This window comes from Kiloniella antarctica (genome assembly GCF_042682825.1).
In the GTDB taxonomy this organism is placed as follows: Bacteria; Pseudomonadota; Alphaproteobacteria; order Kiloniellales; family Kiloniellaceae; genus Kiloniella; species Kiloniella antarctica.
In genome coordinates this window covers 824,825-850,406 of record NZ_JBHUII010000004.1, presented here as the reverse complement: position 1 = coordinate 850,406, position 25,582 = coordinate 824,825, and the positions used below count along the sequence as shown (strand labels likewise).

Annotated in this window: 28 protein-coding genes; 12 read left to right on the top strand and 16 right to left on the bottom strand. The window is 46.4% G+C overall.

Features of this window, described 5'->3' with window-relative positions; translation table 11 throughout:
• Window positions 1-2 precede the first annotated feature (2 nt).
• The 5 genes from ACFSKO_RS11020 to ACFSKO_RS11000 all read left to right on the top strand — a co-directional run bounded on the left by ACFSKO_RS11020 (window position 3) and on the right by ACFSKO_RS11000 (window position 4,217).
• Window positions 3-1,289: a four-carbon acid sugar kinase family protein gene (locus tag ACFSKO_RS11020; protein WP_380251444.1), complete on the top strand. Its 1,287-nt coding sequence runs from the start codon at window positions 3-5 to the stop codon at window positions 1,287-1,289.
• Complete coding sequence (pdxA, locus tag ACFSKO_RS11015) at window positions 1,279-2,301, top strand: 4-hydroxythreonine-4-phosphate dehydrogenase PdxA (protein WP_380251442.1); 1,023 nt, start codon at window positions 1,279-1,281, stop codon at window positions 2,299-2,301. Before ACFSKO_RS11020 ends, pdxA begins: the two co-directional genes overlap by 11 nt.
• A complete protein-coding gene (locus ACFSKO_RS11010; RefSeq protein ID WP_380251440.1) occupies window positions 2,301-3,359 on the top strand; it encodes a cupin domain-containing protein in 1,059 nt (352 codons plus the stop codon). Before pdxA ends, ACFSKO_RS11010 begins: the two co-directional genes overlap by 1 nt.
• A 30-nt stretch (window positions 3,360-3,389) precedes the next feature.
• The gene (locus tag ACFSKO_RS11005) at window positions 3,390-3,599 is read left to right on the top strand and encodes a cyclase (RefSeq protein ID WP_380251438.1); all 210 of its coding nucleotides are present in this window, start codon (window positions 3,390-3,392) and stop codon (window positions 3,597-3,599) included.
• A gap of 69 nt (window positions 3,600-3,668) precedes the next feature.
• Window positions 3,669-4,217, top strand: coding sequence for a GNAT family N-acetyltransferase (locus ACFSKO_RS11000; protein ID WP_380251436.1), 549 nt, complete (start codon window positions 3,669-3,671; stop codon window positions 4,215-4,217).
• An 89-nt stretch (window positions 4,218-4,306) separates the two neighbouring features.
• On the opposite strand, the gene ACFSKO_RS10995 is transcribed toward ACFSKO_RS11000, so the two are convergent.
• Window positions 4,307-6,070, bottom strand: a complete 1,764-nt coding sequence (locus ACFSKO_RS10995; RefSeq protein WP_380251434.1) for a vWA domain-containing protein — start codon at window positions 6,068-6,070, stop codon at window positions 4,307-4,309.
• 307 nt (window positions 6,071-6,377) lie between these two features.
• Between ACFSKO_RS10995 and ACFSKO_RS10990 the strand changes: the two genes are divergently transcribed.
• Complete coding sequence (locus ACFSKO_RS10990; protein WP_380251432.1) at window positions 6,378-7,148, top strand: substrate-binding periplasmic protein; 771 nt, start codon at window positions 6,378-6,380, stop codon at window positions 7,146-7,148.
• Window positions 7,149-7,245: 97 nt separating this feature from the next.
• On the opposite strand, the gene ACFSKO_RS10985 is transcribed toward ACFSKO_RS10990, so the two are convergent.
• Genes ACFSKO_RS10985 through ACFSKO_RS10975 form a run of 3 tightly spaced genes read right to left on the bottom strand, consistent with a single transcriptional unit; the run spans window position 7,246 to window position 8,186 of the window.
• Window positions 7,246-7,620 (bottom strand): RidA family protein, encoded by a 375-nt coding sequence (locus ACFSKO_RS10985; RefSeq protein WP_380251430.1) that lies wholly within the window; start codon window positions 7,618-7,620, stop codon window positions 7,246-7,248.
• Window positions 7,621-7,656: 36 nt separating this feature from the next.
• Window positions 7,657-7,875, bottom strand: a complete 219-nt coding sequence (locus ACFSKO_RS10980) for a DUF2798 domain-containing protein (RefSeq protein ID WP_380251428.1) — start codon at window positions 7,873-7,875, stop codon at window positions 7,657-7,659.
• A 17-nt stretch (window positions 7,876-7,892) separates the two neighbouring features.
• Entirely contained in the window at window positions 7,893-8,186 is a 294-nt protein-coding gene (locus ACFSKO_RS10975) for a putative quinol monooxygenase (RefSeq protein WP_380251427.1), read from the bottom strand.
• Between the two features lie 110 nt (window positions 8,187-8,296).
• Here ACFSKO_RS10975 and ACFSKO_RS10970 point away from each other — a divergent pair, with 110 nt between their 5' ends.
• Window positions 8,297-9,205 (top strand): LysR family transcriptional regulator, encoded by a 909-nt coding sequence (locus ACFSKO_RS10970; RefSeq protein WP_380251425.1) that lies wholly within the window; start codon window positions 8,297-8,299, stop codon window positions 9,203-9,205.
• Window positions 9,206-9,226: 21 nt separating this feature from the next.
• Here the strand turns inward: ACFSKO_RS10970 and ACFSKO_RS10965 are convergent, their stop codons facing one another.
• On the bottom strand, window positions 9,227-10,699 hold the full coding sequence (locus ACFSKO_RS10965) for an ATP-binding protein (RefSeq protein WP_380251423.1): 1,473 nt from the start codon (window positions 10,697-10,699) through the stop codon (window positions 9,227-9,229).
• 183 nt (window positions 10,700-10,882) lie between these two features.
• Window positions 10,883-11,800, bottom strand: coding sequence for a LysR family transcriptional regulator (locus tag ACFSKO_RS10960; protein ID WP_380251421.1), 918 nt, complete (start codon window positions 11,798-11,800; stop codon window positions 10,883-10,885).
• A 126-nt stretch (window positions 11,801-11,926) separates the two neighbouring features.
• Here ACFSKO_RS10960 and ACFSKO_RS10955 point away from each other — a divergent pair, with 126 nt between their 5' ends.
• Window positions 11,927-12,565, top strand: a complete 639-nt coding sequence (locus ACFSKO_RS10955; protein ID WP_380251419.1) for a DUF2306 domain-containing protein — start codon at window positions 11,927-11,929, stop codon at window positions 12,563-12,565.
• A gap of 139 nt (window positions 12,566-12,704) precedes the next feature.
• Here ACFSKO_RS10955 and ACFSKO_RS10950 read toward each other — a convergent pair whose 3' ends face one another.
• Window positions 12,705-13,493: a hypothetical protein gene (locus tag ACFSKO_RS10950; protein ID WP_380251417.1), complete on the bottom strand. Its 789-nt coding sequence runs from the start codon at window positions 13,491-13,493 to the stop codon at window positions 12,705-12,707.
• A 305-nt stretch (window positions 13,494-13,798) separates the two neighbouring features.
• On the opposite strand from ACFSKO_RS10950, the gene ACFSKO_RS10945 reads away from it, so the two are divergent.
• Together ACFSKO_RS10945 and ACFSKO_RS10940 are read left to right on the top strand one after the other, a co-directional pair.
• Window positions 13,799-14,242 carry an organic hydroperoxide resistance protein gene (locus tag ACFSKO_RS10945; RefSeq protein WP_380251415.1) on the top strand — a complete coding sequence of 148 codons (444 nt, stop codon included), beginning with the start codon at window positions 13,799-13,801 and terminating at the stop codon, window positions 14,240-14,242.
• A 328-nt stretch (window positions 14,243-14,570) separates the two neighbouring features.
• A complete protein-coding gene (locus ACFSKO_RS10940; RefSeq protein ID WP_380251413.1) occupies window positions 14,571-15,047 on the top strand; it encodes a MarR family winged helix-turn-helix transcriptional regulator in 477 nt (158 codons plus the stop codon).
• 63 nt (window positions 15,048-15,110) lie between these two features.
• Here the strand turns inward: ACFSKO_RS10940 and ACFSKO_RS10935 are convergent, their stop codons facing one another.
• The 4 genes from ACFSKO_RS10935 to ACFSKO_RS10920 form a co-directional block, all read right to left on the bottom strand.
• Window positions 15,111-15,836 carry a response regulator gene (locus ACFSKO_RS10935; protein WP_380251411.1) on the bottom strand — a complete coding sequence of 242 codons (726 nt, stop codon included), beginning with the start codon at window positions 15,834-15,836 and terminating at the stop codon, window positions 15,111-15,113.
• Between the two features lie 659 nt (window positions 15,837-16,495).
• Entirely contained in the window at window positions 16,496-18,964 is a 2,469-nt protein-coding gene (locus ACFSKO_RS10930; RefSeq protein ID WP_380251409.1) for a GcvT family protein, read from the bottom strand.
• Between the two features lie 160 nt (window positions 18,965-19,124).
• Window positions 19,125-19,751, bottom strand: coding sequence for a helix-turn-helix domain-containing protein (locus tag ACFSKO_RS10925; RefSeq protein WP_380251407.1), 627 nt, complete (start codon window positions 19,749-19,751; stop codon window positions 19,125-19,127).
• Window positions 19,752-20,029: 278 nt separating this feature from the next.
• On the bottom strand, window positions 20,030-20,476 hold the full coding sequence (locus ACFSKO_RS10920; protein WP_380251405.1) for a MarR family winged helix-turn-helix transcriptional regulator: 447 nt from the start codon (window positions 20,474-20,476) through the stop codon (window positions 20,030-20,032).
• A gap of 106 nt (window positions 20,477-20,582) precedes the next feature.
• On the opposite strand from ACFSKO_RS10920, the gene ACFSKO_RS10915 reads away from it, so the two are divergent.
• Window positions 20,583-21,005: a DoxX family protein gene (locus tag ACFSKO_RS10915; protein WP_380251403.1), complete on the top strand. Its 423-nt coding sequence runs from the start codon at window positions 20,583-20,585 to the stop codon at window positions 21,003-21,005.
• A gap of 268 nt (window positions 21,006-21,273) precedes the next feature.
• Here the strand turns inward: ACFSKO_RS10915 and ACFSKO_RS10910 are convergent, their stop codons facing one another.
• From ACFSKO_RS10910 to gstA, 4 genes are all read right to left on the bottom strand, one after another.
• Complete coding sequence (locus ACFSKO_RS10910) at window positions 21,274-22,236, bottom strand: NAD(P)H-dependent flavin oxidoreductase (RefSeq protein WP_380251401.1); 963 nt, start codon at window positions 22,234-22,236, stop codon at window positions 21,274-21,276.
• Window positions 22,237-22,359: 123 nt separating this feature from the next.
• Window positions 22,360-22,575, bottom strand: coding sequence for a tautomerase family protein (locus ACFSKO_RS10905; protein ID WP_380251399.1), 216 nt, complete (start codon window positions 22,573-22,575; stop codon window positions 22,360-22,362).
• A gap of 10 nt (window positions 22,576-22,585) precedes the next feature.
• On the bottom strand, window positions 22,586-22,969 hold the full coding sequence (locus tag ACFSKO_RS10900; RefSeq protein WP_380251397.1) for a nuclear transport factor 2 family protein: 384 nt from the start codon (window positions 22,967-22,969) through the stop codon (window positions 22,586-22,588).
• Complete coding sequence (gene gstA, locus ACFSKO_RS10895; protein WP_380251395.1) at window positions 22,966-23,577, bottom strand: glutathione transferase GstA; 612 nt, start codon at window positions 23,575-23,577, stop codon at window positions 22,966-22,968. Before gstA ends, ACFSKO_RS10900 begins: the two co-directional genes overlap by 4 nt.
• A 138-nt stretch (window positions 23,578-23,715) precedes the next feature.
• Between gstA and ACFSKO_RS10890 the strand changes: the two genes are divergently transcribed.
• The gene (locus tag ACFSKO_RS10890) at window positions 23,716-24,606 is read left to right on the top strand and encodes a LysR family transcriptional regulator (RefSeq protein ID WP_380251393.1); all 891 of its coding nucleotides are present in this window, start codon (window positions 23,716-23,718) and stop codon (window positions 24,604-24,606) included.
• Between the two features lie 250 nt (window positions 24,607-24,856).
• Here the strand turns inward: ACFSKO_RS10890 and aqpZ are convergent, their stop codons facing one another.
• Window positions 24,857-25,543 (bottom strand): aquaporin Z, encoded by a 687-nt coding sequence (gene aqpZ, locus ACFSKO_RS10885; RefSeq protein WP_380251391.1) that lies wholly within the window; start codon window positions 25,541-25,543, stop codon window positions 24,857-24,859.
• Window positions 25,544-25,582: the final 39 nt, after the last annotated feature.

Sequence of the window (25,582 nt, the reverse complement as noted above, 5' to 3'; positions counted from 1 at the left end):
ATATGAAAAAGAATGAACTCACATTAAATTCACAGGTCCCAATGGTTGGTATCCTTGCCGATGATTTTACGAGTGCTGCAGATGCTGCAGGGCCGTTTGTTGCGCGAGGGTACGAGGCTATTGTCAGGCGAGGAAATATCAGGGCCGAAGGACAACTCATGCATTCGTTACATGAGGATATCTACGCCATAGATGTTGGCAGTCGATTACTATCAGCATCCGAAGCCGCACAGCTTATGGCATCCGCGGCTTCTAAGTTACTTGCGAGCAAGCTTCTGCTTAAGACAATTGATTCCACACTAAGGGGAAACATCCGGAGCGAGTTGAAAAGTACAATTGAAATCGCCTTTACTTCAGGAGAATATGATCGCGTGGTTATTGCACCTGCCTTTCCGAATGCTGGGCGCGTTACGAGAAGAGGTGTTCAATACATCGATGGTATCCCGGTTTCTCAATCTTCCTACGGGCGTGATATTGTTCACCCCGCAACGACTTCATCAATACAAGACTTGCTCGATCCTTGTTTTGGTAAGCCAGTAATCGTTTCGCATCAGGCCGATATTGCTGAGTTAAACAACGATCAAAATAACGCGCAGATATTAATATTAGACGCGGAAAGCCAAAGGGAACTTTCGCGGCTAATCGCGCGTATAAGTAATCCTGAACGTGTTCTATGGGTTGGCTCTCCCGGTCTCGCTATCGCCTTATCTGACCTACTCTCAGAAATAGTTCAACCAACAAAACCTCAATCTAAGTCGGAACCAAAAATCTGGAATATTGCCACTGCATTTAACCGTAAGCGCGTTCTTATTCTTATAGGAAGCGCCAATAAAGTTAGTCACGATCAATCCGCCCACCTTTTGAATTCTGGTGTTCCTGTATTTGAACGGGCAATGGAAATCCTAAGTCCAAAATTTAGTAAATCTCCTATTGTCTGTTTAACAGTTCCACCTACGAGACAGAGTAATTCTCAAAAAGTGAAGGAAGCTCTTATCACAGAGGCCCTCACATTGATGAGTTTGGGGGAATTCGACACGGTGATTGCCACAGGCGGTGAAACAATGGTGGCGTTTATGGAAACTTTGTTCCTTGATAAAATGTTGCTTAAAGGAGAGTTAGAGCCTGGGTTTCCTTACGGAATAGCAAGGTCAAAAATATGTGGGCACGATAAAACAGCACCTGATTTTCTCCTCGCTATGAAGGCAGGTGGGTTTGGTGCGCCAGGGTTGCTTTTAGATGCCGCCAGAAGTTTTTTGTCTATTTCAACAGAGAAAACAAATGCAAACTAAATCAAAAACCAAACCCTTACTCGTAACAATGGGCGACCCTTCTGGAATTGGGCCTGAGATTATCATAAAGACCTTCGTTGATGGTAATCACGCGACGCCCGCAGTTGTCGTCGGCGATCCATTGGTTATGGCGCAAGCTCTCAACCAATACCAACCAGGTTGGGCAATTGATGAACTCAATAGCCTTGAAGATATTTCGTATGACAGCGCGTTTAACGCAAAAAGTATTCCTGTCTTAAGGTCATCTTCTCTATCGGAATGCCCCGCGGTTGGCCAAGTGTCTTCTGTAAGCGGGCAGGCGGCCTTTGATGCCATTGTTCTGGCAATTAAGCACGCAAAACAAGGGGATGCAACGGGCATTATAACGGCTCCCATTCATAAAGAAGCTTTGGCTGCGGCAGGGGTGAAATATCCGGGCCATACGGAAATACTCGCTGATTATGGCGGAGTAGATCGTGTTGCTATGATGCTGGCCAACGATGTTTTGCGTACTGTTCTTGTGAGCGTTCATTGTTCTTTGCGAGAATCAATTGAACGTGCTGATTTTAAGGCTCAAATATCCGCAATCAGGTTTGCACATGAAGCTGTACTGACCCTAGGGATCAAAAAACCCCGCGTTGCTGTTGCGGGCCTTAACCCTCATGCTGGAGAAGGCGGGCTTTTTGGGGACGAGGAGATCAATATTATTTCGCCAGCAGTTAAGGCTGCGAGATTTGAAGGTATCGACGCATCTGGCCCTTGGCCGGGGGATACTGTGTTTATGCAGGCGCGCGAGGGCCGATTTGATGTTGTGGTCGCGCAATATCATGACCAAGGACTTATTCCGATCAAATACATGGGGGTGGAGCAGGGAGTGAACATCACACTTGGGTTACCCTTTATTCGTACCAGTCCTGACCACGGTACAGCTTTTGATATCGCAGGTCAGGGGATCGCAGATCCATCTAGTTTTAAAAATGCTTTAAAATATGCCGCCAAGTTAGTGGTTGCTCAAAAAGAGGAGACAGCCTGATGGCACTCGATTTTATTTTCATGCTGACCAGAAATGACCGGACCGTCAAAGATGCCATGGTGCATTTGCAAACAGCATTGGCTGCAGGCGTCCATCATATTGGATTTAAGGATATTGGTCTTCCTGTGGAGGATTTAAAAGAACTCAATCAGACAATTCAAGCTGCCGGGGCGACGTCCTATCTGGAAGTGGTTTCCTTAGGCGTCGAAAGTGAAGTTGTCTCGGCCAAGTCAGCCGTGGAGATCGGGGTTGATTTCCTTCTCGGAGGAACACATGTCGAGGCGGTGTTGCCGACCCTTGCGGGATCAGGCATTCAATACTATCCCTTCCCAGGTCGGGTTGTTGGACATCCATCTGTGTTGGAAGGTACGGTGGAAGATATCGTGATCTCGGCCAAATACATGGCCAACCTTGAAGGTGTTCACGGCCTTGACCTTTTGGCTTACCGGGCGAAAGGGGATGTTGAGGCCCTGATGGCAGCGGTTTGTTCTGCTGTTGATAAGCCAGTCATTATTGCAGGTTCGATTGAGACGCCTGAGCGAATACAAGCTTTACAGGATGCTGGTGCGGCAGGCTTTACCATTGGAACCGCGGCCCTTGATGGGAAATTCTTCGCTGGTGATCAGGATCTAGGAAGCCAACTTTCAGCTATTCAGGTGGCATTGGCCAAAATGGAAAACTGTATTTCTCCATATGGGAAAGTTAATCTCGAACAGGAATTTTCCAAGTTCACTGACCACTGGAGCCCCAAGGTTGCCGGGCGTATCAACAATATGCAAGTAAAGATTGCGAAGTTTTCAGGTTCCTTTACTTGGCATTACCATGATGATGAAGATGAACTCTTTTTGGTTAACAAGGGGCTGTTGCTGATGAAATTCAGGGACCGTGAAGAGGTTATTGAAAAAGGAGAGTTCATCATTGTTCCTCGAGGAGTGGAACATTGCCCCGTTGCGTTAACTGACGAATGTGAGATTATTTTGCTCGAACCAGCGACGACGCTCAATACTGGTAATGTTGAAAACGACTTTACCATAAGTGAGCTAGAAAACGTTTCGTAAAATCGAACAGGCACACTTGGGGTAATGGATATGGATAAACGAGTTGTTTTTGACTTTGAGATCGATTTTTCTAATGGCGGTGGCATTCAGGGGCAAGAATTTCGTCTTGATATTGAGGGGGATGATATCGACGACAAGGCGCTGGCAGATTTTATCATTGAAGATATGCGGCTGTTGATGGTTGGTGAGGTACGTATTCTCAATAAGCGTATTATAGAAGAGCAGCACAAACGAACGTAATATCTCTTGCCTGGGTAAGTTTTTTTGTGTGAAATTATCTTTGAAGGTTCCTTAATTCTAGAGACATCCATGAAAAATCACAAAACTAATCATCAAGATATTTTTATCCGTCTTGTTGAAGATAAGGATCTCGTCTCTATCACCGGAATATACGCGGATGAGGTCTTGCACGGGGTTTCAAGTTGGGAGGAAGTGCCTCCTGATAACGAAGAGATGTCGCGCAGGCGGGATGCTATTGTCAAAGGTGGTTATCCTTATCGGGTTGCCATAAAAAATGACCAAGTCATCGGCTATGCTTATGCTTCTTCTTATCGTCCGCGTCCGGGTTATCGCTACACGGTGGAAAATTCGATCTACGTGCACAAGGATGCGCGGGGTTTGGGCCTTGGCCGGTTGTTGCTGGAAGATTTGATTGTCGAGTGTGAAAGCCGGGGCTATCGGCAAATGATCGCGGTGATCGGGGATTCAGAAAACAAACCGTCGATTGATTTTCACAAATGCATGGGCTTTGCTCAGGTCGGTGTTATCAAATCAATTGGTTTCAAGTTTGGACGCTGGATGGACAGCGTGATCATGCAGCGCCCCTTGAATGAAGGAAGCTCTAGTCTTCCCGAATAGGCTTAATTATTATCTAACCAGTCTTTTAAAACAGTTCTTCGCAAGGAAGTATTTGAGAAGAACTGTTTTTGGTTTGTAATCTTAACTTATTATTTTGCTGCAAAAGTCATGGAAGATGCTAGATCCACGAGGTTTAGGAACTCGCGGCGATATCCAAAGGGATCTTCGCCGAGGCCGGAACGGGCCAGTTTGTGAACATCTTCCATAGTCATGTCCCCGGTATATTTACCGCCTTTCAGAATTTGACCAAAGGCTGCCACGGCCGCTGAAAAGCGAAATTGATCATCCGTTTTTTCATTGGCTGTTTTCATATCAGCGACTTCAATCGGGTATGCCAAAAGGTCACTCTTGTCCCCGTCTGGGGCTTTGTAGCGAACTTTTACATAAGCTAATTCATCGTTAGCAGAGAACTGTTTTGTCGATATTGCTTCAGAGATGTTATCGAATTTTCCGTAACGCAAGGGATCAAGCTGGCTGCCCTCTGACCCGACCAAAGCAACTTCATAGAGGGCTGTCACGGTATGGCCCGCTCCAATCTCCCCAGCATCAACCTTATCGTTGTTGAAGTCTTCGCGGTTGAGGATGCGGTTTTCATATCCAATCAGACGATATTCGGCAACGACTGCTGGATTGAATTCTACTTGAATTTTAACATCCTTGGCGACCGTGATAAGCGTCGATGACATTTCTTCGACCAAGACTTTTCGTGCTTCAGAAAGGCTGTCGATATAGGCATGATTGCCATTTCCAGAATCGGCAAGTTGTTCGAGAAGGTGGTCGTTATAGTTGCCGGTGCCAAAGCCGAGGGTGGTTAGGGAAACGCCACCTCTGCGTTTGCGCTCTACCATATCCTTTAGGGCGTCAAAATCGACAGTGCCAACGTTTACATCGCCATCGGTTGCCAAGAGGATGCGGTTAATCCCGCCTTCAATAAACTCTTTTTGCGCCTCGGCATAGGCCAGTTTAATACCGGCACCGCCATTGGTACTCCCACCAGAGGACAGCGCTTCGATGGCGGCGCGGATTTTTGCTTTTTTGTTGCCGGGGGTTGCTGGCAATACCACACGTGTCGATCCGGCGTAGGTTACCAGTGAAATGCGGTCCTTCTCTGTCATCTTGTCGACCATCAGGCGGAGAGAGGATTTGAGCAAAGGTAACTTGTTCTGAGCATGCATTGAGCCTGAAATGTCGACTAAGAATATGAGATTAGCCGCGGGGCGGTCTTCGGCTGGGACATCAAAGGCTTTAATACCGATATGGATCAGTTTGGTATCGGCATTCCAGGGTGTTGGTGCAACCTCGGTAAATACTTTGAAAGGTTGGGTCTGATCTTCGGGTAGAGGGTAGTTATAGGAGAAATAATTGACTAATTCTTCAATTCGCACAGCGTTTTCTTGCGGGAGCGTACCGTCTTTGAGGAAACGGCGAACGTTCGAATATCCACCCGTATCGACATCAATTGAAAAAGTTGAAATAGGATTTTCCTGTGCAAGGTGAACAGGGTTATCTGCGAGGTGATTATAATTTTCCCGATCGATTTCGGATAGAGGTGCAAGGGCTGCGTCTTGTCCAGATATAACAGATGGTAAAGGCATCCCCGCCTGTGGCCCTAATCGTTGCAAAACAAGGCCGTTCGTTTTTTTGACGGCAGGTTCTTCTAAAGCAATCGCCCCACTTTCGTAGAACTCAATATTTTCTGTTTTTTTTGTAAGCTCTGTAGAGGCGTAGTTTTGATCATTCCCTCCCGGAGAACAGGCCGTGATGACTACGAAACCGACCAGTGCTGTCGTTCGCAACAAGCACTGCATATGATAACGCGGTACATGGTTGGAATGTTTTTTGTTTTTTTGCATAACTGTCGTCCCCTTATGAAGTCCAACTTTTTGAACTAGTATTAATAACACTCCCAAATCGTGAGAGCCTGTACGCTGAACTGCACTCGGGGGTGTCGATAAATTTTTTGTTAGGTGCAGTATTATTTGGCCTTAAGGCGCGAACAGGACTGAATTGGGGAGGTTTTACGGCCATTCATGGCAAAAATGTGTACTGAAAATTGATGACGAATATTGATATCTCTATTAACGATTTGTTCTATTGATGTTGCTATAAGGGCAGTGCTGAAATTATGCTCGTGAGGGTGGTTTAGGGAGCAATTATAAAGTGATAAAACATATTTTCCCGAGTAAGTACGTTGGCTTTGGAACAAGTGTGCTCGTTCTTTGTTTTGTATTTTATTATACGAGCTCTAACGTCTTCGCCCAAAACAATGATGCGCTTTATATTGTGACCGAGAACTATCCTCCCTATGAAATGTCAGAACCTCAAAATGAATTGAGGGGTTTTGACTATGAGGTTGCGACCGAAATTTTTAAACAAATGGGGTATCGCTCAAAGATAGATTTTTTACCTTGGGGGCGAGTGTTAATGTTGACCCGAAAAGGTAAAACGGTCGGGGTACTCACCTGTGCAAAGAACAAAGAGAGGTCGAATTATATTATCTTTTCCGACCCCATTAGCGATTTCACACATGGTTTTTTTGTTCGGTCTGAGTTTCAAGGTCCGGTGCCCAAGTCACTCCGTGATGTTCGAGGACAAAAGATCGCCTCAATTAAAGGATATGAAAGCCAACAGGAACTTCTTGATGCTGGTTTGGAGCCTCTTGAGGTTACAAATACACCAAGTGCCATAAAAACGTTGCTGGCCCGTCGCTTTGACTATCTTTATGTTGCAGAGGAAACAACAGCATTTACGATTAAGAATATGGGGCATACGGACAAGTTTGCTTTTCATCCTTTGGGTAAAAAGAGCTTTCATTTTTGCTTTAGTAAAAATTACCCAAATGTTGAGAAAATTGTCGTTGAATTTAATGAGACGCTCGCAAAAATCAAGTTAAGTGGTTGGTATGACGAAATTCATGCAAAATACCGTTGAGCGATAAATGGTCTTAAGTACCAAATGCCGAGAGCCTTTAGTTGTGATCAAGATCCTCGGTTTTGCCCTTGGCTGAGTTTTTGATCTTGGAGAACGGTTAAAGCGCAAAAATGGCTTCTATTTCAATTTTAAGCTCCGGCGCAAACAAACCTTGAATTTTAATGAGTGAGCTTGCAGGAGTTTGTGTGCCGTAAAGATCAGAGAGTGTATTCCTTAGGGCCGCCATATCCATTAGGTCGGTTACAAAGATCGTGACTTTGATTAAATTTTCTAAGTTGGTTTTTTGCGCACGGGCAATAATTTCGAGTTGTTCGAAAATTGCTTTGGCTTGTTGCGAAATTGAACTTTCCTGAGCCTCTGTGCCAAAGGCTGTAAAGCCTGATGTGTATAGTGTGTTGCCATGAATAACAGCATGAGTGTAAGGCCCGACGGGGAGGCCAAGTTGGAGATAGTTGACGCGTTCAACAGTCATAATAGTTTCCTTGCCATGAGTTTGGGTTGATTTAGCTCAAGATATGATTTTGACAATCCGTTGTGTTGTGCCTTGAATAAATGGCCCGAGTAAAAAGGCGATGAAGGCAGCGGCGGGCCAGGCGAGCTGGAAGGCTGCCATCCATTTGTTGATGAAATCAGGTCCCCATCCCAAATTGATCCAGGTGACCCAACAGGTCATGAGGATCGAGAGAACGAGGGACATAAGGATAGAGAAAACCATACGGTGTTTCATCGTAAACTCTCCTACTTTTAAGACGGACTGTTTATTTGTAATCGCTCGATATAGTTGACCTTGGTGTAGTCGTGAGAGAGATAGTCGAGCGTATGAGGGGCTTTGAAATGAGCTTTTAAGGCGTCATCGCTTGTCCAGCATTCCCATAACGTAAAACACTGTGGTTTGTCTTGATGCTGCAGAATTTCAAACTGGATGCACCCTGGTTCTTTCACTGTTTGTTTGACGAGTTCGCAAAGTGCTGTTTTAGTTTTCTTCAAATCCGCATCGTTTTGCAGCTCAATGCCTGCGCTAATCCATAATTTTTTCATATTTATTCTCTTTTCAGAATGCTGTGGTTTGCTTTCTTTACTAGGTCTATATGTTTTCATATATTGGGTATATATCGAAAATTGAGTTCTTAGATTCCAAAAATGAAATTATGATTGATGAGATAGCGCTCTTTGTACATATCGTTCAAAACCGGGGATTGGCTGCTGCGGCTGAACAATTGAACCTACCTCCGGCAACGGTAACCAGGCGATTACAGAAGCTTGAAAGCACCCTTGGATGTCAGCTTATCCATCGCTCAGCGCGAAAGTTTAACCTGACTGCAGAAGGCGAGGTTTATTATCAGGCTTATGCTGATTTAGTACTGCAATTCGAGGCCACGTCGAGAAACCTAAGTGCTGATATTCATCAGTTGACTGGTAAGCTCACAGTGTTGGCGCCGACAAATGTTTCGGTGAAGGTTCTGCAACCGATGTGGTCTGCTTTTATCAAACTGTATCCCGAAATTCAGCTGCATTTGTATTTGAGCAATGAGACAAAAGATATCATGGCCGATCAAGTTGATATGGCTTTGCGGATTGGTCCACAAGTGGACTCTCAACTGTTTCAAAAAAAAATTGGACTGGTATCAACGATCCTGGTCGCATCCCCGGAATACTTGTTTGCTAATGGTACGCCGCAGGGGCTTAATGCTCTACAAGATCACCGTCTTATTGCCGTGAGCACACTACCCGTCTGGCGTTTGAAAAATACAGAAACCGGGTTGGAAGAAAACCTTCATCCTCTTGCGGATACGATGGTTAATGATATTGGCATGGCGTCGCAGTTGGCACGGGATGGTCACGGGGTGGTTTTGTTGCCTTTGAGCGAAATGGTGAATGAACTCCAACAAGGTCAATTGCAGCGCGTACTCTCCCCCTGGTGTGGCCCGGAAAGGGAAATATTTGCTGTGTGGCCAACGGGTCGATTGCTAAGTACTAGAGCAAAATGTCTTCGAGATTTTATGCAAGCTTATTTGGGGAAGCATCCCGTGTTACAAGGGGCGTTAGGGATTAACTAGCGGTCTAAATGGTTTCTATGGTTAATTGGACTGGGCTAATATCCGGTCTGAGGGGAAGAGGACGGAAAAGCTGCTTCCTTTATCCGGAATGCTTTCCATGATCAATTCACCACCGTGCATTTTGGCAAAGTTGTCGACCAGCCATAGGCCAATTCCCATGCCTGTGGCGTGATGATCTGATGCGGAATTACCGCGGTAGTGTTCTTGATGAAGCTTGTCTAACTCTTGTTTTGAGATGCCAATTCCGTCATCCTTTACTGAGAGAACAAGCTTTCCATTTTCTTGCTGGCAGCGAACTGTAATAAGATTTGCTTTACTATATTTGACTGCATTATCGACAAGGTTGGTCAAGATTTGTCGCAAGGCTCGTCCATCGCCCATTAGGGTTATGTCTGAATGAAGAGGCTGCATGACAAACTTAATCCCGGCCATTTCTGTGGCAGATCTCAAAACGGGTTCTATAGACGCAAGTAGTGGGTTAACAGAAAGGGCCTCTTCTTCGTAGCTCCATCCGGTATCTTGAATGGCGCCAGTGTTGAGGAGTTGCTCAATCATCCGAAGTAAGTGTAAGCCACTGCTATGAATGGACTGGGCGTAATCCTTGTATTTAGCATTGTCGATTTTGCCAAAGATCTCGTTATTCATGGTGTCTGAAAAGCCGATAATGGCATTAAGTGGGGTTTTTAAATCGTGCCCAACGCCTTTCAACAGGCGACTTTTAGCAAGGTCGGCATTTTCGAGAACGGCGTTTTTCTTGGTCAGTTCTTCGACAAGGGTTTTATTGTCCTTTGAGGATGACTGCAAGATGTTGACTGTTGGTAACATCACAATTGATCCAAAAATAACGGCGAGTATTGCAAGAAGAATAGCAAAGCCGGTCATTTCTTCTTCGAGAGCGTCGGCACGGGGTAAGTTAATAATGACTTCTCGGACGCCTCGGAAATCACCTACGACCCACTTGCGCCCAATACCCGCTGTGTTATGGCATTCAAGACAATCTTGGTTCATTGAGATTCCTCTCGAGTAACGAACAACATCTCGATTGGCGACCTTCGCAAAACGATAAAAGTGATCTTCCGGATTTTCTTTTAGAAAATTAAGCGCAGCCAGTTGAAAAGCATCAAGCTTTCTTGATGCTCTCCCGGGGAAAGGATAGGCACTGTACATGGAAGTCGTCATACCAGCGCTGACGCGCTCCAGTTCTTCACCGTAAGTCATGGTCATCGTGGCTGGGAAAGGGATTTTATCGGTCGATGTTTCTAGGTCATCTGTAAGCTCAATTCCGCCTGCCTCGGCACGGGGGACAACTTCCTTGGAGTACAAATTGTGTAATGTCGTAATGGAAATTTCAAAAGCCTTCGCAGTTTCAAACGCCAAAGCTTGTCTGGTTCGTTCAAGGTAGTGCTTGGAGCCAACGATAAAGAGCCCAATAACACCGAGAATGACGATTGCGACGACGATTTGTGGATACCGTCCTACGGCCTTAAATACCATCAGACATCACGTTTGAAATATGTCCATTTTTTAGGGTCAAGAAAATGCCATCCTTACTGTTATTACCAGCCTTACAAAGGCATAGTTTCAAATAAAACGATGCCTTATTCTATCTTATGAAAATTTAAACGGGAGTTAATAGCCTGTATAATGCTAAATTCTCGCCCTAGGAGCTGCCCCGCGTTATGAGACGTCTTTGGTAATGTCCTGAATAAGGTCGCGCATCCATTCGTGCGCAGGGTCGCGGTCATGTCGGTGGTGCCAGATCATGTGCACATCGATATTTGGCATAACAAACGGAACTTCAAAACACTGTAAGTTATAACGCTTTAAGAAAGGCCCGGCCAATTCCATGGTTGAGGTTGTAATGAGATCACTATTGGCAACAATAACCGGCCCGGCCATATGACTGGCGATGGTGACGGCGACATCGCGTTGATGTCCCATTTCACTAAGGATGTGATCCACTTTGGTGTTACGACTGCCATCACTGGAATAAATGATGTGGCGTGCCTTGAGATAGGCATCGAGATTAAGAGAACCTTGAATAAAGGGGTGATTTTTAGAGGCAATAACAACGTGTTGACTTGTAAACAGGCGTAAAGATTTAAAACGCGGTGGAAGATCTTTGTAAACACACGCGGCCATATCCAAACGATTGTTTTCAAGCATTTCTATCAATCGGGTGAAGGGTTCGTGATAAAGACTGAGGGAAAGGTTGGGGGCCTCGACCGCGAAACGGTTGAGGATAAGCGGCGCGTATTGTGCGACCGCATGATCGGGCAGACCAAAATGAAAGGCCCGTTGTGATGTTGCAGGATCAAAATCTGTTGGCTGAGTAACTGTGTCGAGGATTTGTCTCAAGGCCTGTTGCAAGGGAGCGGCAATTTCGTTTGCACGGGCTGTGGGCTCAACACCGTTTTTTGAGCGTAAAAACAATGGATCATCAAGCGTGTGACGCAGACGGGACAGGCAATGGCTCACCGCAGATTGGGTCATACCCAGTTTTTCGGCGGCGCGGGTAATATGTCTTTCGGTGTAAATGACCTGAAAGACCTTTAGCAAGTTCAGGTCTATCGTAAGTTCATTAATTTCTTTCATGATAATTATACTAAATATGAATTGGAGTAATTTCCAGCCCTGATCTATTTTTTGTTCCAACAAAGAAAAACAGGCTTTGTATCAAGCAAACCGGATATTAAGCCGGGTATAAAACGGGAGATGAGCGTGAAAATTAAATCCGTCGCAAAAAAAGGATTTTGGCTGTTACTGATGTTGTCCGCAACGGGCATTGCACTTTTGTCGACCCGGTTTTTATTGCCCGACCCGCCCCATGTCGGGCCGGATATTATTGATAATTTTATGGATCACAAGCCTGCTTTTTTGACCCATGTGCTTGGCAGTTTAATAGCGCTTCTCATTGGTCCTTGGCAGTTTGTTAGTACCATTCGCAGGCGTTGGCCTCAGCTGCATCGATGGATGGGACGTATCTATATGATAGCGGTTTTGCTTGGTGGCATCGGTGGTTTCATTGTGGCTTGGACGACGTCTTCAGGTCCTGTCGCGGTCGCGGGTTTTGCCTTGCTTTCCGTGATTTGGCTTTTTGTAACGGGCAAGGGGTATCAAAGCGTACGGGCAGGACGCTATGCCGAACATCGGATGTGGATGATACGTTCTTTTGCGTTGACAGCCGCTGCAATTACCCTGCGTTTAGGGCTTCCAATTGCTCCCGCCATGGGGGTCGAATTTCAAACCGGTTATATTGCTATGTCGTGGCTTAGCTGGTTACTGAACCTCACACTGGCAGAGATTTATTTAAGAAGCGGACGTAACGATCAGGCGGTGTCTAATAGAGCAGTCGTTTAGCTGAAAAGCCAAATAAACCCAGATGTGAAGTCCTAAAATAAAGGCCTCCAATATAAAAGTCCCCAAAATAAAAGCCCTAAGCCGATGAAACAGCTAAGGGCTTTTATAAAACAACGCTCTTTCTTAACAGAGATTTTGGTTATTGAGCAGCTCCAAGCTCAAGGTCTGAGTTGGAAAAGCTTTCGACTTCTCCAACGACAAGTTTACCTTCCCAGCCTGCTTTTACAGTTTCATGATAGCTGATCGTCAATTTTTTCAGCTTGTCGATAAAGGCGGTTTTGTCAGCATCTTTTGCGGTTGAGTTTGGGTGCCAATCACTTGTCTTCCATTCAACATTTACAGGCTCTGGAAAACCATAAGATTGAGGATTAATAGCTAACTCATAATTAAAAAACTGTTTTACCCTCGCAAGGCGATGACCGCTGGCTAGCACAGCTAAGGGCCATTCATACCCTTTGCCTTTTGCGTAATTTACGGCTGATTTTAAGTATTTTCCATACCAGCTTGTCGATGTGATTTCGCCTCTGTAATGGTTCAACCACATGCAGTCCTGGTTTCGACCTTCGAAATTTGCAAAGGTCTCTCTAAAGTGAATTCCGTCACGTTTACAATCTGATGAAGTCGCATAGCCCCAGCGGTTGGGATATTGGTTTGTTGTTAATTCCAGCGTCTGGGCGACACGGCCATTCTTTCCCTGAACAAGAAACATAAAGATGCCTACATCATTTTGATTGTTACGGTCTGTATGAATTGAGGCAACTTCCCAAGGCCCTTCGGGGAGGGGAACGACAAGGTTGTTAAATCCGAACTTGAAATTTCCTTCGATAATATCGCCTTGTTTGAAACCGACATCGCCAGAATTAAGGCCCGTTGTTTGACAGGCGGCCAGACCTGTTAATAGCAAGAATGATAAAATAACATTACGCATTATGTTCGCCTATAAGATTGTAGTATGAAGTTGGTATTACTGAGGTAAGATGAGGAAATAAAAAAGAAGTTTATTTGTAGTGAGGTCGATAACCTATTAAGTAAATTCATAAAATAAAACCCTTAAGTGTAAGGGGATGAGAAAAATATCATTATAATTTTGTGTATTTTATACTTTTTACATTTTAAGGCGTGATTTGTTTTAAAAGTATCTTTGAAAATTTTTCTCTTGATTAATTTAAATTGTGCACAATATAATTAGTCACAATTTAATTGTAATTTCTCTCTCCATAAGGAAACGACGTTATGAGCACAGCCGCACAGAAATTGGAAAAAGTTGTCTACACCGCTTATGCCGAAGCAACGGGTGGACGTGAAGGTCATGTAAAATCGGACGACGGTGCGCTGAACTTCCCACTGACCACACCAACAGAATTGGGCGGCGCCGGGACTTTTGGGGTTAATCCGGAACAGATGTTCGCCGCAGGGTATGCCGCGTGTTTTATCGGTGCGCTGAAAGTGGTCGCGGGCAAGGAAAAGATCAAACTGCCGGAAGCGACCAAAATCGCAGGCGAGGTCAGCATCGGCCCCGTACCCGGTGGTTTTAACATCGCTGTGGTCCTAAACATCAGCCTGCCGGGACTGGAAGCCTCAGCGGCCAATGACCTGATCGCAAAAGCCCATCTGGTTTGCCCCTATTCCAACGCCACCCGTGGCAACATTGACGTTGACCTTAAACTTGTAAGCTAAGGGTTATATCGTTTTTTAGGTTGGATTGCCCGCTCGTCGATTATTCTCTCCTCTATTACTCATTCGTCGATTATTTACGATCGAGTGTTGGTTTGGAGTGTTAGGTTGGCGGGCGATCCTTTCTTTATGTTAGAGAACTTAAGGAATTTATGCTTTGGCATTGCAAATAAAAAAGACAGCAGTAATCTAGGGAAAGTGTAGGGATATCTTGGATTACGCGAGAATGTCTCTATAACCAACAAATTATGTTAAACTACCGTAAATTCCCGTGAATTTCCGTGAATTTTGGGGGGGAGTAACTCCCCAAAACTATGATAGCTGTGAAAATATGAGCCCAAAAAAGCAAACCTCCGCGCCCCCCGTAACCAAACCTTCCGGGGTATCCTTACTGGATGAACAGCTCTGCTTTGCGCTTTACAGTAATTCACAGGCGATTATCAAAAAGTATCAACCTTATCTAAAAGGGATGAACCTGACTTATCCACAGTATCTGGTTTATCTGGCGCTGGAAACTAAATCGGAAACCACGGTAAATGCGCTCGGCAAAGATTTAGGCCTTGATTCAGGTACGCTCTCGCCGTTGCTCAAACGCATGGAAGCCAATGGGTATGTAAACCGTAACCGCGCCGCAGAGGATGAGCGCAGGGTCATGGTCAATCTAACGCCAGCCGCGCGCGCGCTCAGTGAAGATATCATCGAAATGCAACAGGCCGTCGCCTGTTCTACCGGGCTGGATACCAACGAATTTCGCACTCTGCTGGCACAGCTCCACAGTCTCGGAAAAAAAATGGCCGAAACGGACTAAAGCGACCATATTGTTGGTGGGACTAAATACCGTGAGGTTTGCTTCTACAAAGCGATCGTTCCCTTAAGGCGTATAATTCCAGGGAAAGGTATCATCGGGGATAAAGGTAATATCATCTTCGGCGCGGAGTTCTTCTTCTTTTCCGTCAGAATTTTTCCGACGTCGCCGACAGGGGCCGGTGTAGCCTTCGAGACGGACAAAGGGGCGCGGGCGTTGGATGATGCGTTCTATGGCTTTATAGAGCGTCAGGGGCGAGATCGGTTTGACCAAAAATTCGTTCATGCCACTGTCGCGGGAATAGGTGACCTTTTCCTTTGCCGAATGAGCCGTGAGGACGATGATCTGGATAAAGGGCGCCGGGCTGGTTTCTTCGGTCCGTAATTGACGGATCAACTCATTGCCATCATTGATCTCTGTCGCAGGGTTATGTGTTTCACTCTCTTTACCGTCTCCCCCGCCAAGATCATCATCACCACTATGATTACTGCCACTATCTCCAGCATCACCACCAGTATCATCACTATTAGGGACAACCGAAGAAGGCTTTTGCGCGTTTGCAGCGGCCTTCATGGATAGCTCTTCTTTCAATGACTGCGATATGTCGATATCGATAATCGCAATATCCGAAGGCTGGTTCCGCAAGGCCTGAATGGCCTCAGCCGCCGAAGAGGCAACCCGCGGATTGTTAACGCCAAAGGCCCGCAGGATTGTCTTCACAATGCGCTGCATCACTGGATTGTCATCAACGATTAAAAACTCGATGTCTTTCAGATTATAGGCTGTAGGCAAAACGCCCTCACAAAAACAAACGGCACCAAAAAGCGGTAAAATTCACATCAAAGTTCAAGAGCTTGTTTTAGCCTGATAATGGTGAATGTAAGGTTAAATTCCTACGAAATTTAAAGTTATTCCACCTGCCATGAGGTTAAAAGGAGCTTCGGGTTTAGAGTTTTTAAATCTTAAATTTTTAATATTAGAGAATATTATTCAACTTCAAAAACAATATTTTTGGGCAACCAATAAAGTCCTGATCCTATAAATTTTTGTATTTCGGCTTACAGGTATTTCCCTTTTCGTAAAATTCGAATTGTCTAATATAGTTCCAGTTTTCATGAGGCGTTGGCCAAGATTAGAGTTTTACAGAGTATCGTAGTTGTATGCTCAGCATATACTTTTAGCCTAAAGAATGAAGCGTTGCGTTGCATTATATGTCCTTCCTCCAAAAAAAGACCGCAACACTCGCTAGAGTGCTGCGGCAGAGTTGGTCCCTTAATTTGGAACCCAGCTAATGGTTTGTACGGACCTCTTAAGGCTTTGTGGGGTTCAGAGATCCGTACGAGGGCTTTCTTAAGGCCCGGGTCGCAGAGGGTGTTTAATACTTTGATCTAAGAAATACTCTGCCACTGAGACTGGCTGGTACATCAGGGGCAGAGCTTCCGTCAGATTTATCAGTCCTCTGCTTTAGGTCGTTCCGCTTTTGGATCATAAAGCGGTTTTAGGGATAGGCTGGTTTTAAAACGTTCACAGGCGATTTCAACGCTGAAATCATCTTCGTTGATCCAGTCCAATGTTACGCCATCATCGTTATAAACGTATGCCAAACCGATGGTTACACCGAGGGTATGACTGAACATGCCTGCGGTGACTTTGCCAACGATCTTGTCGCCTTTATAGACGGGTTCGTTGTGGTACATCATCGCGTTAGGATCTTCGAGTTTCAGCGAGACCATGCGCTTGGGCAGGGGTTTGCCTTTTTGCGCCATAAGCGCTTCGCGACCGATAAATCCACCGGGTTTGTCCCAGGCAACGGCAAAGCCGAGGCCGGCCTCGAGCACCGTGTCTTCATCGGTGATATCGTGGCCCCAGTGCCGGAAGCCTTTTTCCAGACGCAGCGTGTTCACCGCGTGCATGCCGCCGGGCTTGAGGTCAAATTCTGCGCCTGCTTCGATCAGGGTGTCATAAACGTGGACTGCAAATTCAGCGGGGACGTAAAGTTCCCACCCCAGCTCCCCGACATAGGTAATGCGGCCTGCGTTGATTTTGGCGTAGCCGAGCTCGATTTCCTGACAGGTACCAAAAGGGAAGGCGGCGTTGGACAGATCGGTCGGGGTGACCTTGCTCAACACTTTACGACTGTTTGGACCCATAAGGGCAAACAACGCGTAGCCAGAGGTTACATCGGTGGTGATGCAATGACTGTCGGCAGGTATGTGGCTGTTGAGGAAATGGAAATCACGGGTTTGGGTGCCGCCGGATGACAGTACCATGAACTTGTTTTCTTCCAAACGTGTCACGGTCAAATCGGCTTCGATACCGCCGCGATCGTTGAGCCACTGGGTATAGACCATCTTGCCATTTGGCACGTCGATGTCAGCACCGGAAATGCGGTTCAACACGCCCAAAGCATCTTTGCCCTGTACCATGAATTTACCGAATGAGCTCATATCAAACAGGGCGACGTTTTCGCGCGCGGCCTTACATTCCACGCCACACCAGTCGTGCCAGTTTTGACGCCCATAGGAGTATTCGTACTTAGGCTCTACACCTTCGGGGGCAAAGAAGTTGGCGCGTTCCCAGCCTGCCATTTCACCAAAGCAGGCGTTGGCTTTTTCCAAACGGTCGTGGATGGGAGAGCGTTTGATGTTACGGCTGGTCACGGGTTGTTTGTGCGGCCAGTGCATTTCGTAAAGCAGGCCGAGGGCCTCTGTCGTGCGATCAAACAGGTACTTATCGCCGCCCTGGAAAGGCTGCACGCGGCGGATATCCACATCCCACATGTCTTGGGGGCAGTTGCCCTGAACAATCCAATCGGCAAGAATTTTACCTGCGCCACCCGCAGACTGGATACCAGTAGAGTTAAAGCCCGCCGCGACAAAGAAGTTCTTCATCTCTGGCGCTTCGCCGAGATAAAAACGGTTGTCGGGGGTAAAGCTTTCGGGGCCGTTAAAGAAAGTATGAATGCCCGCGGTTTCCAACAAGGGAATACGGGTCATGGCGTTTTCAAGCGCCGGGGTGAACTGGTCCCAGTTTTCCGGGAGTTCATCAAAGCAGAAGTTATCGGGAATGCCTTCGTGGCCCCACGGTACGGCGTTAGGCTCAAAACAACCGATCAGCAGCTTTCCGGCGTCTTCTTTGTAATAGGTAAAACCATCAGGATCGCGCAGGGTCGGAAGCTTTGGTAGGCCGTCGATGGCTTCTGTCACGATGTAATAGTGTTCCGCCGCGTGCAATGGCACGTTGACGCCGACCTTCTTGGCGATTTCACGCGCCCACATGCCGCCGCAGTTGACCACGATCTCGGCACGGATCTCGCCCTGATCGGTAACAACCCCTGTGACTTTTCCGCCGTTGGGGCCGGGTTCGGTGATGATGTCTTCGACCTTGATGCCTTCCATGATGGTCGCGCCGCCCATGCGCGCGCCTTTGGCCAAGGCCTGTGTGGTATCAATTGGGTTGGTCTGACCATCCCCTGGCAGATACACGCCGCCAATCAGGTTGGAAATATCGGCAATCGGGTAATGCTCAAGAATTTGTTCCGGCGTAATGACCTCGACTTCAAGACCAAAATTCCGCGCCATGGACGCGCCGCGCTTAAGCTCCTCCAAACGGCCCGCGGTTTGAGCGACAGAGACAGAACCTGTGTGCACAAGCCCGGTTTCCTGTCCCGTTTCTGCGGCAAGGTTACTGTAAAGTTCGGCGGTGTATTGCGCCATTTTGGTCAGATTTTCGGTCGCACGAAGCTGACCCACCAAACCCGCCGCGTGCCAAGTGGTGCCACAGGTCAGTTGCTTGCGTTCCAGCAACACAACGTCTTTCCAACCCAACTTGGTCAGGTGATAGGCCACAGAGCACCCAATAACGCCGCCACCAATGATGACAACCTGTGCCTGCTTTGGAAGTGTCTTTTTATTCGCCATCTTAACTTATCCCGTTAAAGCCAATTGGCTTTGTTTATTTTAGGAAGGGTCGATTGACCCTGTTTATTTTAAGGTTTTTGTTTGTTACTTAACTCAGTGTTCTTCTTGGCTTGGCCCTATGCTTTGAACTCAAGCCCAAACTAAACCCGTCAATTGACGGTTAATAGTGTGGGGGGGAGAGTATCCAGAGCACTTGGGCTGTTTCTGCGCCGTTGTTGTAGGTTCTGTGGGGATCGCCGGGGTTGATGCGAAAGCTGTCACCGATGCCGAGTTCGTAGCTCTTGTCATCGATTTCAACCACAATAGATCCCTTGATCACATGGCCGGAAACTTCGACAGTTTCGCGGATGATTTGTTCTTCACCTGTGGCGGCCCCCGGCTCAAATGTGCCCATGATCAGTTCTACATCACCACTGAGATCGGGCGACATCAGTTCTTCGGCCATGCCGGACCCGGTAAAGCTGAGACGGCGGCGATTGTGCGCGCGCACGACGTGGGCTTTTTCCGTTGGGTCAGCGTCGTCTTCGCCATGGAAAAACCACGAGTTGGAAACCTCAAGCGCCGCAGATATTTTGTTGAGGATCGGAATGGAAATCGCTGAAATACCGCGCTCGATCTGGCTAACATAACCCACCGACTTGCCAATTTTTTCGGCGAGGGTGGTCACAGACATCCGCTTGGCCTTGCGCAAATCCCTGATCTGCACCCCAACGGTCACAGACTCTTCTTCGAGGTCATTTTTGTAGAGAGCTTCAACCTTGGACGCTTGAACTTTTAACCGGGCCATATCTCACCAAACTTAGCTGTTGTGTTGTTCGGCACAATAAAGACAGTCTTAAATGAAAAAAGATAGTGAAAATTTCATTTTAATGAAAAAACGCAATAATATTACACGGATGTTATCCGCATTAGTTGGATCGAATTATTGATAAGTTATAGATTTATATGGATAATGTTAAGTAAGGCGAAGCCTTCACGAAAAATGAAAAAGTCCGAGAGGTTATGAAATCTCTCAGGCTTGTGAAATTGTTCAGGAGGCAAATAAGGATTGGTCTTCTTCTTAACTTAGACCTCTGGTAACTTTATTTTCCTCAAAAGCTCGGAGAGGATTTCTATTTCGCTGGGATGAAGTCCTGACCCAAGAATATCCTGGATTGCCTTGGCATAAATTGGCCACATACTTAAGAGAATGGCACGACCTTCTTCTGTGATGACTAAGCGCTGGCCGCGACCATCTTCTTCACAGGGGATACGTTTAAGATACTTGGCCTTTTCTATGCGATCAAGCAGGCGCGATAGGCCGTATTGGGGGAGTAATAGAGCGCGTTCTAATTCAAAGGGACGCAAACCTATATCATCCGAGTGGTTTAGCTCCAGCAGAACATCATACCAGGAAAGTTGAGGAAGTTTGGCGGCTTTTAAGGCCTTTTCCGTGTAAGCGAGTGCCTCTTTCTGAATACGGAAAATACGGCTCCAGACTTGTACGGTTTCTCGTGTCGGTTTGTGCGTCATATCACGATCATGACATATAGATGTAAATGCATCAACCTTGACATTTAAATGCAAATGCATGTACTTAAATGAATATACATGCATTTGCATTTAAATGGAGGTCGTAATGACACAACATGATTTAACACAATTTACCACTTTTGTTCTAAGGGTGGCCCTTGGCATTATGTATCTAGCGCACGGGGTGATCTTGAAGTTTTTTATCTTTGGTCTAGCTGGGACAGCGGCTTTCTTTGAATCTATTGGCCTTCCCGGATGGATGGCTTATGCCGTCTTTGCTGCTGAGCTTATCGGTGGTTTGATGCTGGTCTTGGGAATTCAAGCTCGCTGGGTCGCGCTGGTTTTACTGCCGGTTCTTTTTGGAGCTACTTGGCTTCATGCAGGCAATGGTTGGGTCTTTTCCTACCCCAACGGTGGTTGGGAATATCCGGTCTATCTGATCTTGCTTTCGTTTGTTCAGTTTGCCCTAGGCGATGGTCGGTATGCCTTGAAACGATCCAGTTCCGTTTCATTTATTTCTGCGGAATAGGCGGAATAGGCGGAATAGAGAGAATAGATAAATAATTTTGGTAAAAAATAAGGAGGGCACTCGGCCCTCCTGTCAAAAGGGGCAATTGCCTCATAGGACTTGAACTAACAATAGCTGTAACCTGCGGTAACGACACCGAGAAGTAACGCACCAAGAAAATCCGCAACTGCTCAAGCGCCCATCCACCCATCCACCCATCCACCAACAAAGAGCGCTGGACCTCTGCTTTGCGCTGGGGTTGCCGAAGTGTTGGTGATCTGAATGGATATCAGTTGAACTCTGTTTTGAGCAGGCTTTCGGCTTGCGTCACAATATCTGACATGATGTCAGCAGCGGGTTTTACATCTTTGATAAGGGCAGCATTTTCTCCAACAAATGCATTGGCTATTTTAGAATCTCCAACCGACAAGGCTTCACGCCATAGGACGGCTTCTGCTTCCACATTGGTTTTCAAGCCGGCAATGTTTTTGTGCCATTTGTCCGTAAAATCATTTTTCAATACGCGCGCATTGTAACGGTCCGGCCAATCGTAACCCCGGATAACATCAACGACAGAAGTACGAAGAGTATCGTCGCCATTGGCATCAATCGCTGCCTGCCACATTTTGGGATGGACAAGCGCTTCTTCTGCGGCCCAGAACCGGGAACCGATCAAGACGCCATCGGCGCCTAACATCAAAGAGGCGGCGAGGCCACGGCCATCAGCAATGCCTCCGGCGGCACAGAGCAAAGTATCCGGTGAATGTTTGGCAATATAGTCTGCAACTTCAGGAACAAGGGTGAAGGTTGTGCGTTTTTCGCCGTGTCCGCCAGCTTCTGCGCCTTGTGCCACAATAATATCAGCGCCAAGATCTATGGCATGCCTGGCATCGCGGAAGGTCTGGATCTGACAGATCAAAGGAATATTCGCAGATTTTATGGCCTTTATGTAAGGCGCTGGATCACCAAAAGACAGGAATAACGCAGCAGGATTACGCTCGATAACTTGGTCGAGTAGGTCAGTTTTTTCTTTTAGAACCCATGTGATAAGGCCACAACCAACACGTTGATTTCCCGCGATGTCGAATTGCTCTGTGATCCAGTCTATATCCCCGTAAGCACCACCGATGAAACCAAGCCCACCAGCGTTTGAGGTAGCTACGGCAAGTCTTCCGCCCGCAGCAAAGGCCATGGGGGCCTGAATGATGGGATGTTTGATACCGAGCTGCTTAGTTAATCTGGTTGTGATCACGGAATTCGCCTCCATGGCATTAACGTTTTAATCCGCAATGGCCTTATAGATCCCTACTGATAAATATATGGTAGGATTTATATCACGGCCACTGCGGATGTTAATGGTAAAGTGCTATTGTATTTACAGTTTACGGAACTCGGGTACGGAAAGTCCACCAATACCCCAATCTTCGAGGGCGACTTCATCAATGACAACGAAAGTTGTAGCAGGATTCTTGTTGAGTACTTTTTCCAACAAATCTGTTACCCCTTTGATAAGCTCTCCTTTTTGTTCAACTGTTGGGCCAGTCCCATCGAGGCCCCCTTCTTTTGTGACTTTGATGTTTACATATGGCATTTACGCCTCCTCAGAGTTTTGGTACGTAGGAAAAAACTTTCGAGATGATTTGCCAACGATTATCGTCATAGATAAGTGTCAGGAAATCGAGGTAATCACGTCCCATCATGGTCATTGTTGCTTTGACAAAAGCCATGTGATCACCACCAAATTGGATAGAATTAATGACGTCTTCACGAATTTGCCCGGTGCTTGCTGGTGGTGTACGGAGACTGACCTTTGCAAAGTATTCAGTCATTGCGTAATTCATGTAATCACCGTCCGTTGCATTCACGTATCGGGCATCAGGATGGAAAACTGTCGTCAAGATTTTGCTATCCGCTTGATATAATCCCTCGAAATAAGCCTCCAGAACCTCCATGATATCATGCATGTTTTGATGGATGGGCATCATCCAAGTAATCCTTCTGCTTTCATGGCAGCTTGGGATGATCGGCGGTTTGCAACACGTTCAACGAAGGCGGCAACATTCGACCACTTGGAAAGTTCTATACCTACAAAATTGGACCAGTTACTGACGACGAACATGTAAGCGTCTGCAACGGAGAATTGGTCACCGAGAAGGTAAGTCCTGCCGTCGCTGAATAGTTCGTTGAGATAATCGAACTTTGTACCTACATTTATAATTGCTTTTTGTTTTTCTTCATCCGTTGATGAGCCAGAAAATAAAGGGCTGAATGCCTTGTGTAATTCAGCGCCTGTATAATTCAGGTATTCCTGCATACGGGCCTTGGCAACAGTGCCATTCGCTGGAACCAATCCACTTTGAGGATGCTGATCGGCAATATATTGTAGGATTGATGGGCCCTCGGTCAGGACTTCACCCGTACTCAACTCCAATGCAGGTACATATCCTTTGGGGTTGATTTCTTTATAGTTTCTGCCGGATTTGGTTAGACCAGCATCGGTATCAACTTCTTCAATTTCAAAAGTTGCCGCAGTTTCATGCAAGATAATATGTGAGGCAAGTGGGCAGGCGCCGGGTTTGTAGAACAGCTTCATTAGTTTTCCCTTTTCTCGACAAGTTATGATTTAACTGAGATAAAGGTAGTGATTTAAATGATCGAAAGATAATATTGATAATTCAGCATCATGATCTATTATGTGGATTGTTTTGTTATAGAGAAGATGGACGGTTGGATGACATACGAACAGTTGGTGGTACTGCAAGCAATCGTCACAACAGGTACATTCCGCGCGGCGGCTGAACATTTGAATAAATCGCAATCTGCGATTAGCCATATGCTGAAAAAACTGGAAGACGAGATTGGGATTGTTCTTTTGTCACGGGAAGAATATCGACCTAAACTCACGACTTCAGGAGAAGTGTTTTATCGGCATGCGACGCGGGTTTTACAACAAATGCAACACCTTGGCGGCGTGGTTAAAAACCTCAATGCCAAACAAGAGCCAGAGGTTTTTTTGGCGGTGACTGCAACGTACCCATTAAAGCCTTTACTGGATGTAATTCGAGAGACAACGGATGCTTATCCTGCTACTCATATTCGGCTGTCGAGGGAAAGTATGAGTGGACCTATTGAGCAATTACTCCACGGTGATGCTGACCTCATTGTTGCGACGATGGACGGTGTGCCAGTGGATCAGGTAGAAGCGGTTCCTTTCTCTAGTGTGACAATTATACCTGTAGCTCATCCAGAGTACGCTCCAGCGCAAAATAAGGAAATGAATTCCATTAGAGAGATGCAAAGTTATGTACAGGTTGTCGTTGCTGACAGTGGCAGCGGGAAAAAACCACAAAGTCGAGATTTACTCCCTGGTGGTTTGCGTTGGACTGTTTCAGACTTTGCAGCCAAAAAAGATATTATTTTAGCGAAAATGGGATGGGGCGGGCTTCCAGAACACTTGATCCGGGATGAAATTGACAAGGGGGAACTGATGCCTCTCAATGTAGAGGGATACCCTCAGCGCCAATCTCATTTGTTTCAAATGCGAAGTCGTAACCGGGATGCTGGCATCGTAGCTCAGTCCATTTGGGATCGGTTGATGTCTTTCTCAGGCCAGATTTTGTAAGTGGGTTTTAAATTATATGAATATGAAGATTAGGTAGATTTAAAACCAGAGTTCTTGTTGTGTTGTAAAGAATAGTAAGAATCATGTTCCACAGTATTTATCCAGTGTTTATGCTTTATAAATACTGGATAAATACTGTGGAAGAACTGAAATAAAACCCCGAAACTTTCGTGAAATCTTCGGGGTTTTATTTGGTCTACCGAGCCAAAGTCAACTTTGTGTTCGTTAATTGGTTTAAGCTTTTTTGTATTCAGGATTTGAACCAGCGATAGCTGAAGCCTGCGCCGAGTGCGCCGATAAGTGGGGCAACCCAGAACAGCCATAGTTGTTCAAGCGCCCACCCGCCAACAAAAAGGGCAGGACCCGTGCTGCGGGCCGGGTTTACGGACGTGTTGGTGATCGGAATGGAAATCAGGTGAATGAGTACCAATGCTAGACCGATGGCAAGCGGCGCAAAGCCTGCGGGCGCCTTGTCATCCGTCACGCCGAGGATGATAAAGAGGAAGAAGAAGGTCAGTAGAACTTCGATCAACAAGCCGCTCATCATGGAATAGCCCATGGGGGAATGCTCGCCGTAGCCGTTGGAGGCAAAACCACCGCTCAACGAAAATTCCGGAATGCCGCTTGCGATCAGATAAAGCAGGCCTGATGCTGCGATGCCGCCTGCAAGTTGCGCGACCCAGTAAGGTGCAATCTGTCCTGCTTCGAATTTTCCACCAGCCCAAAGACCTAGGGTAACGGCGGGGTTAAAGTGCCCACCTGAAATGTGTCCGACGGCATATGCCATGGTGAGAACTGTTAAACCAAACGCCAGCGAGACGCCAACAAAGCCAATGCCTAGGTCAGGAATACCTGCTGCTAAAACAGCCGATCCACAACCGCCAAAAACCAACCAGAATGTGCCAAGAAATTCAGCACCGTAGGCCTTCGTATTCATCTTAAATCCCCTTAATGTGTGGCTGGAACTTATTATGAC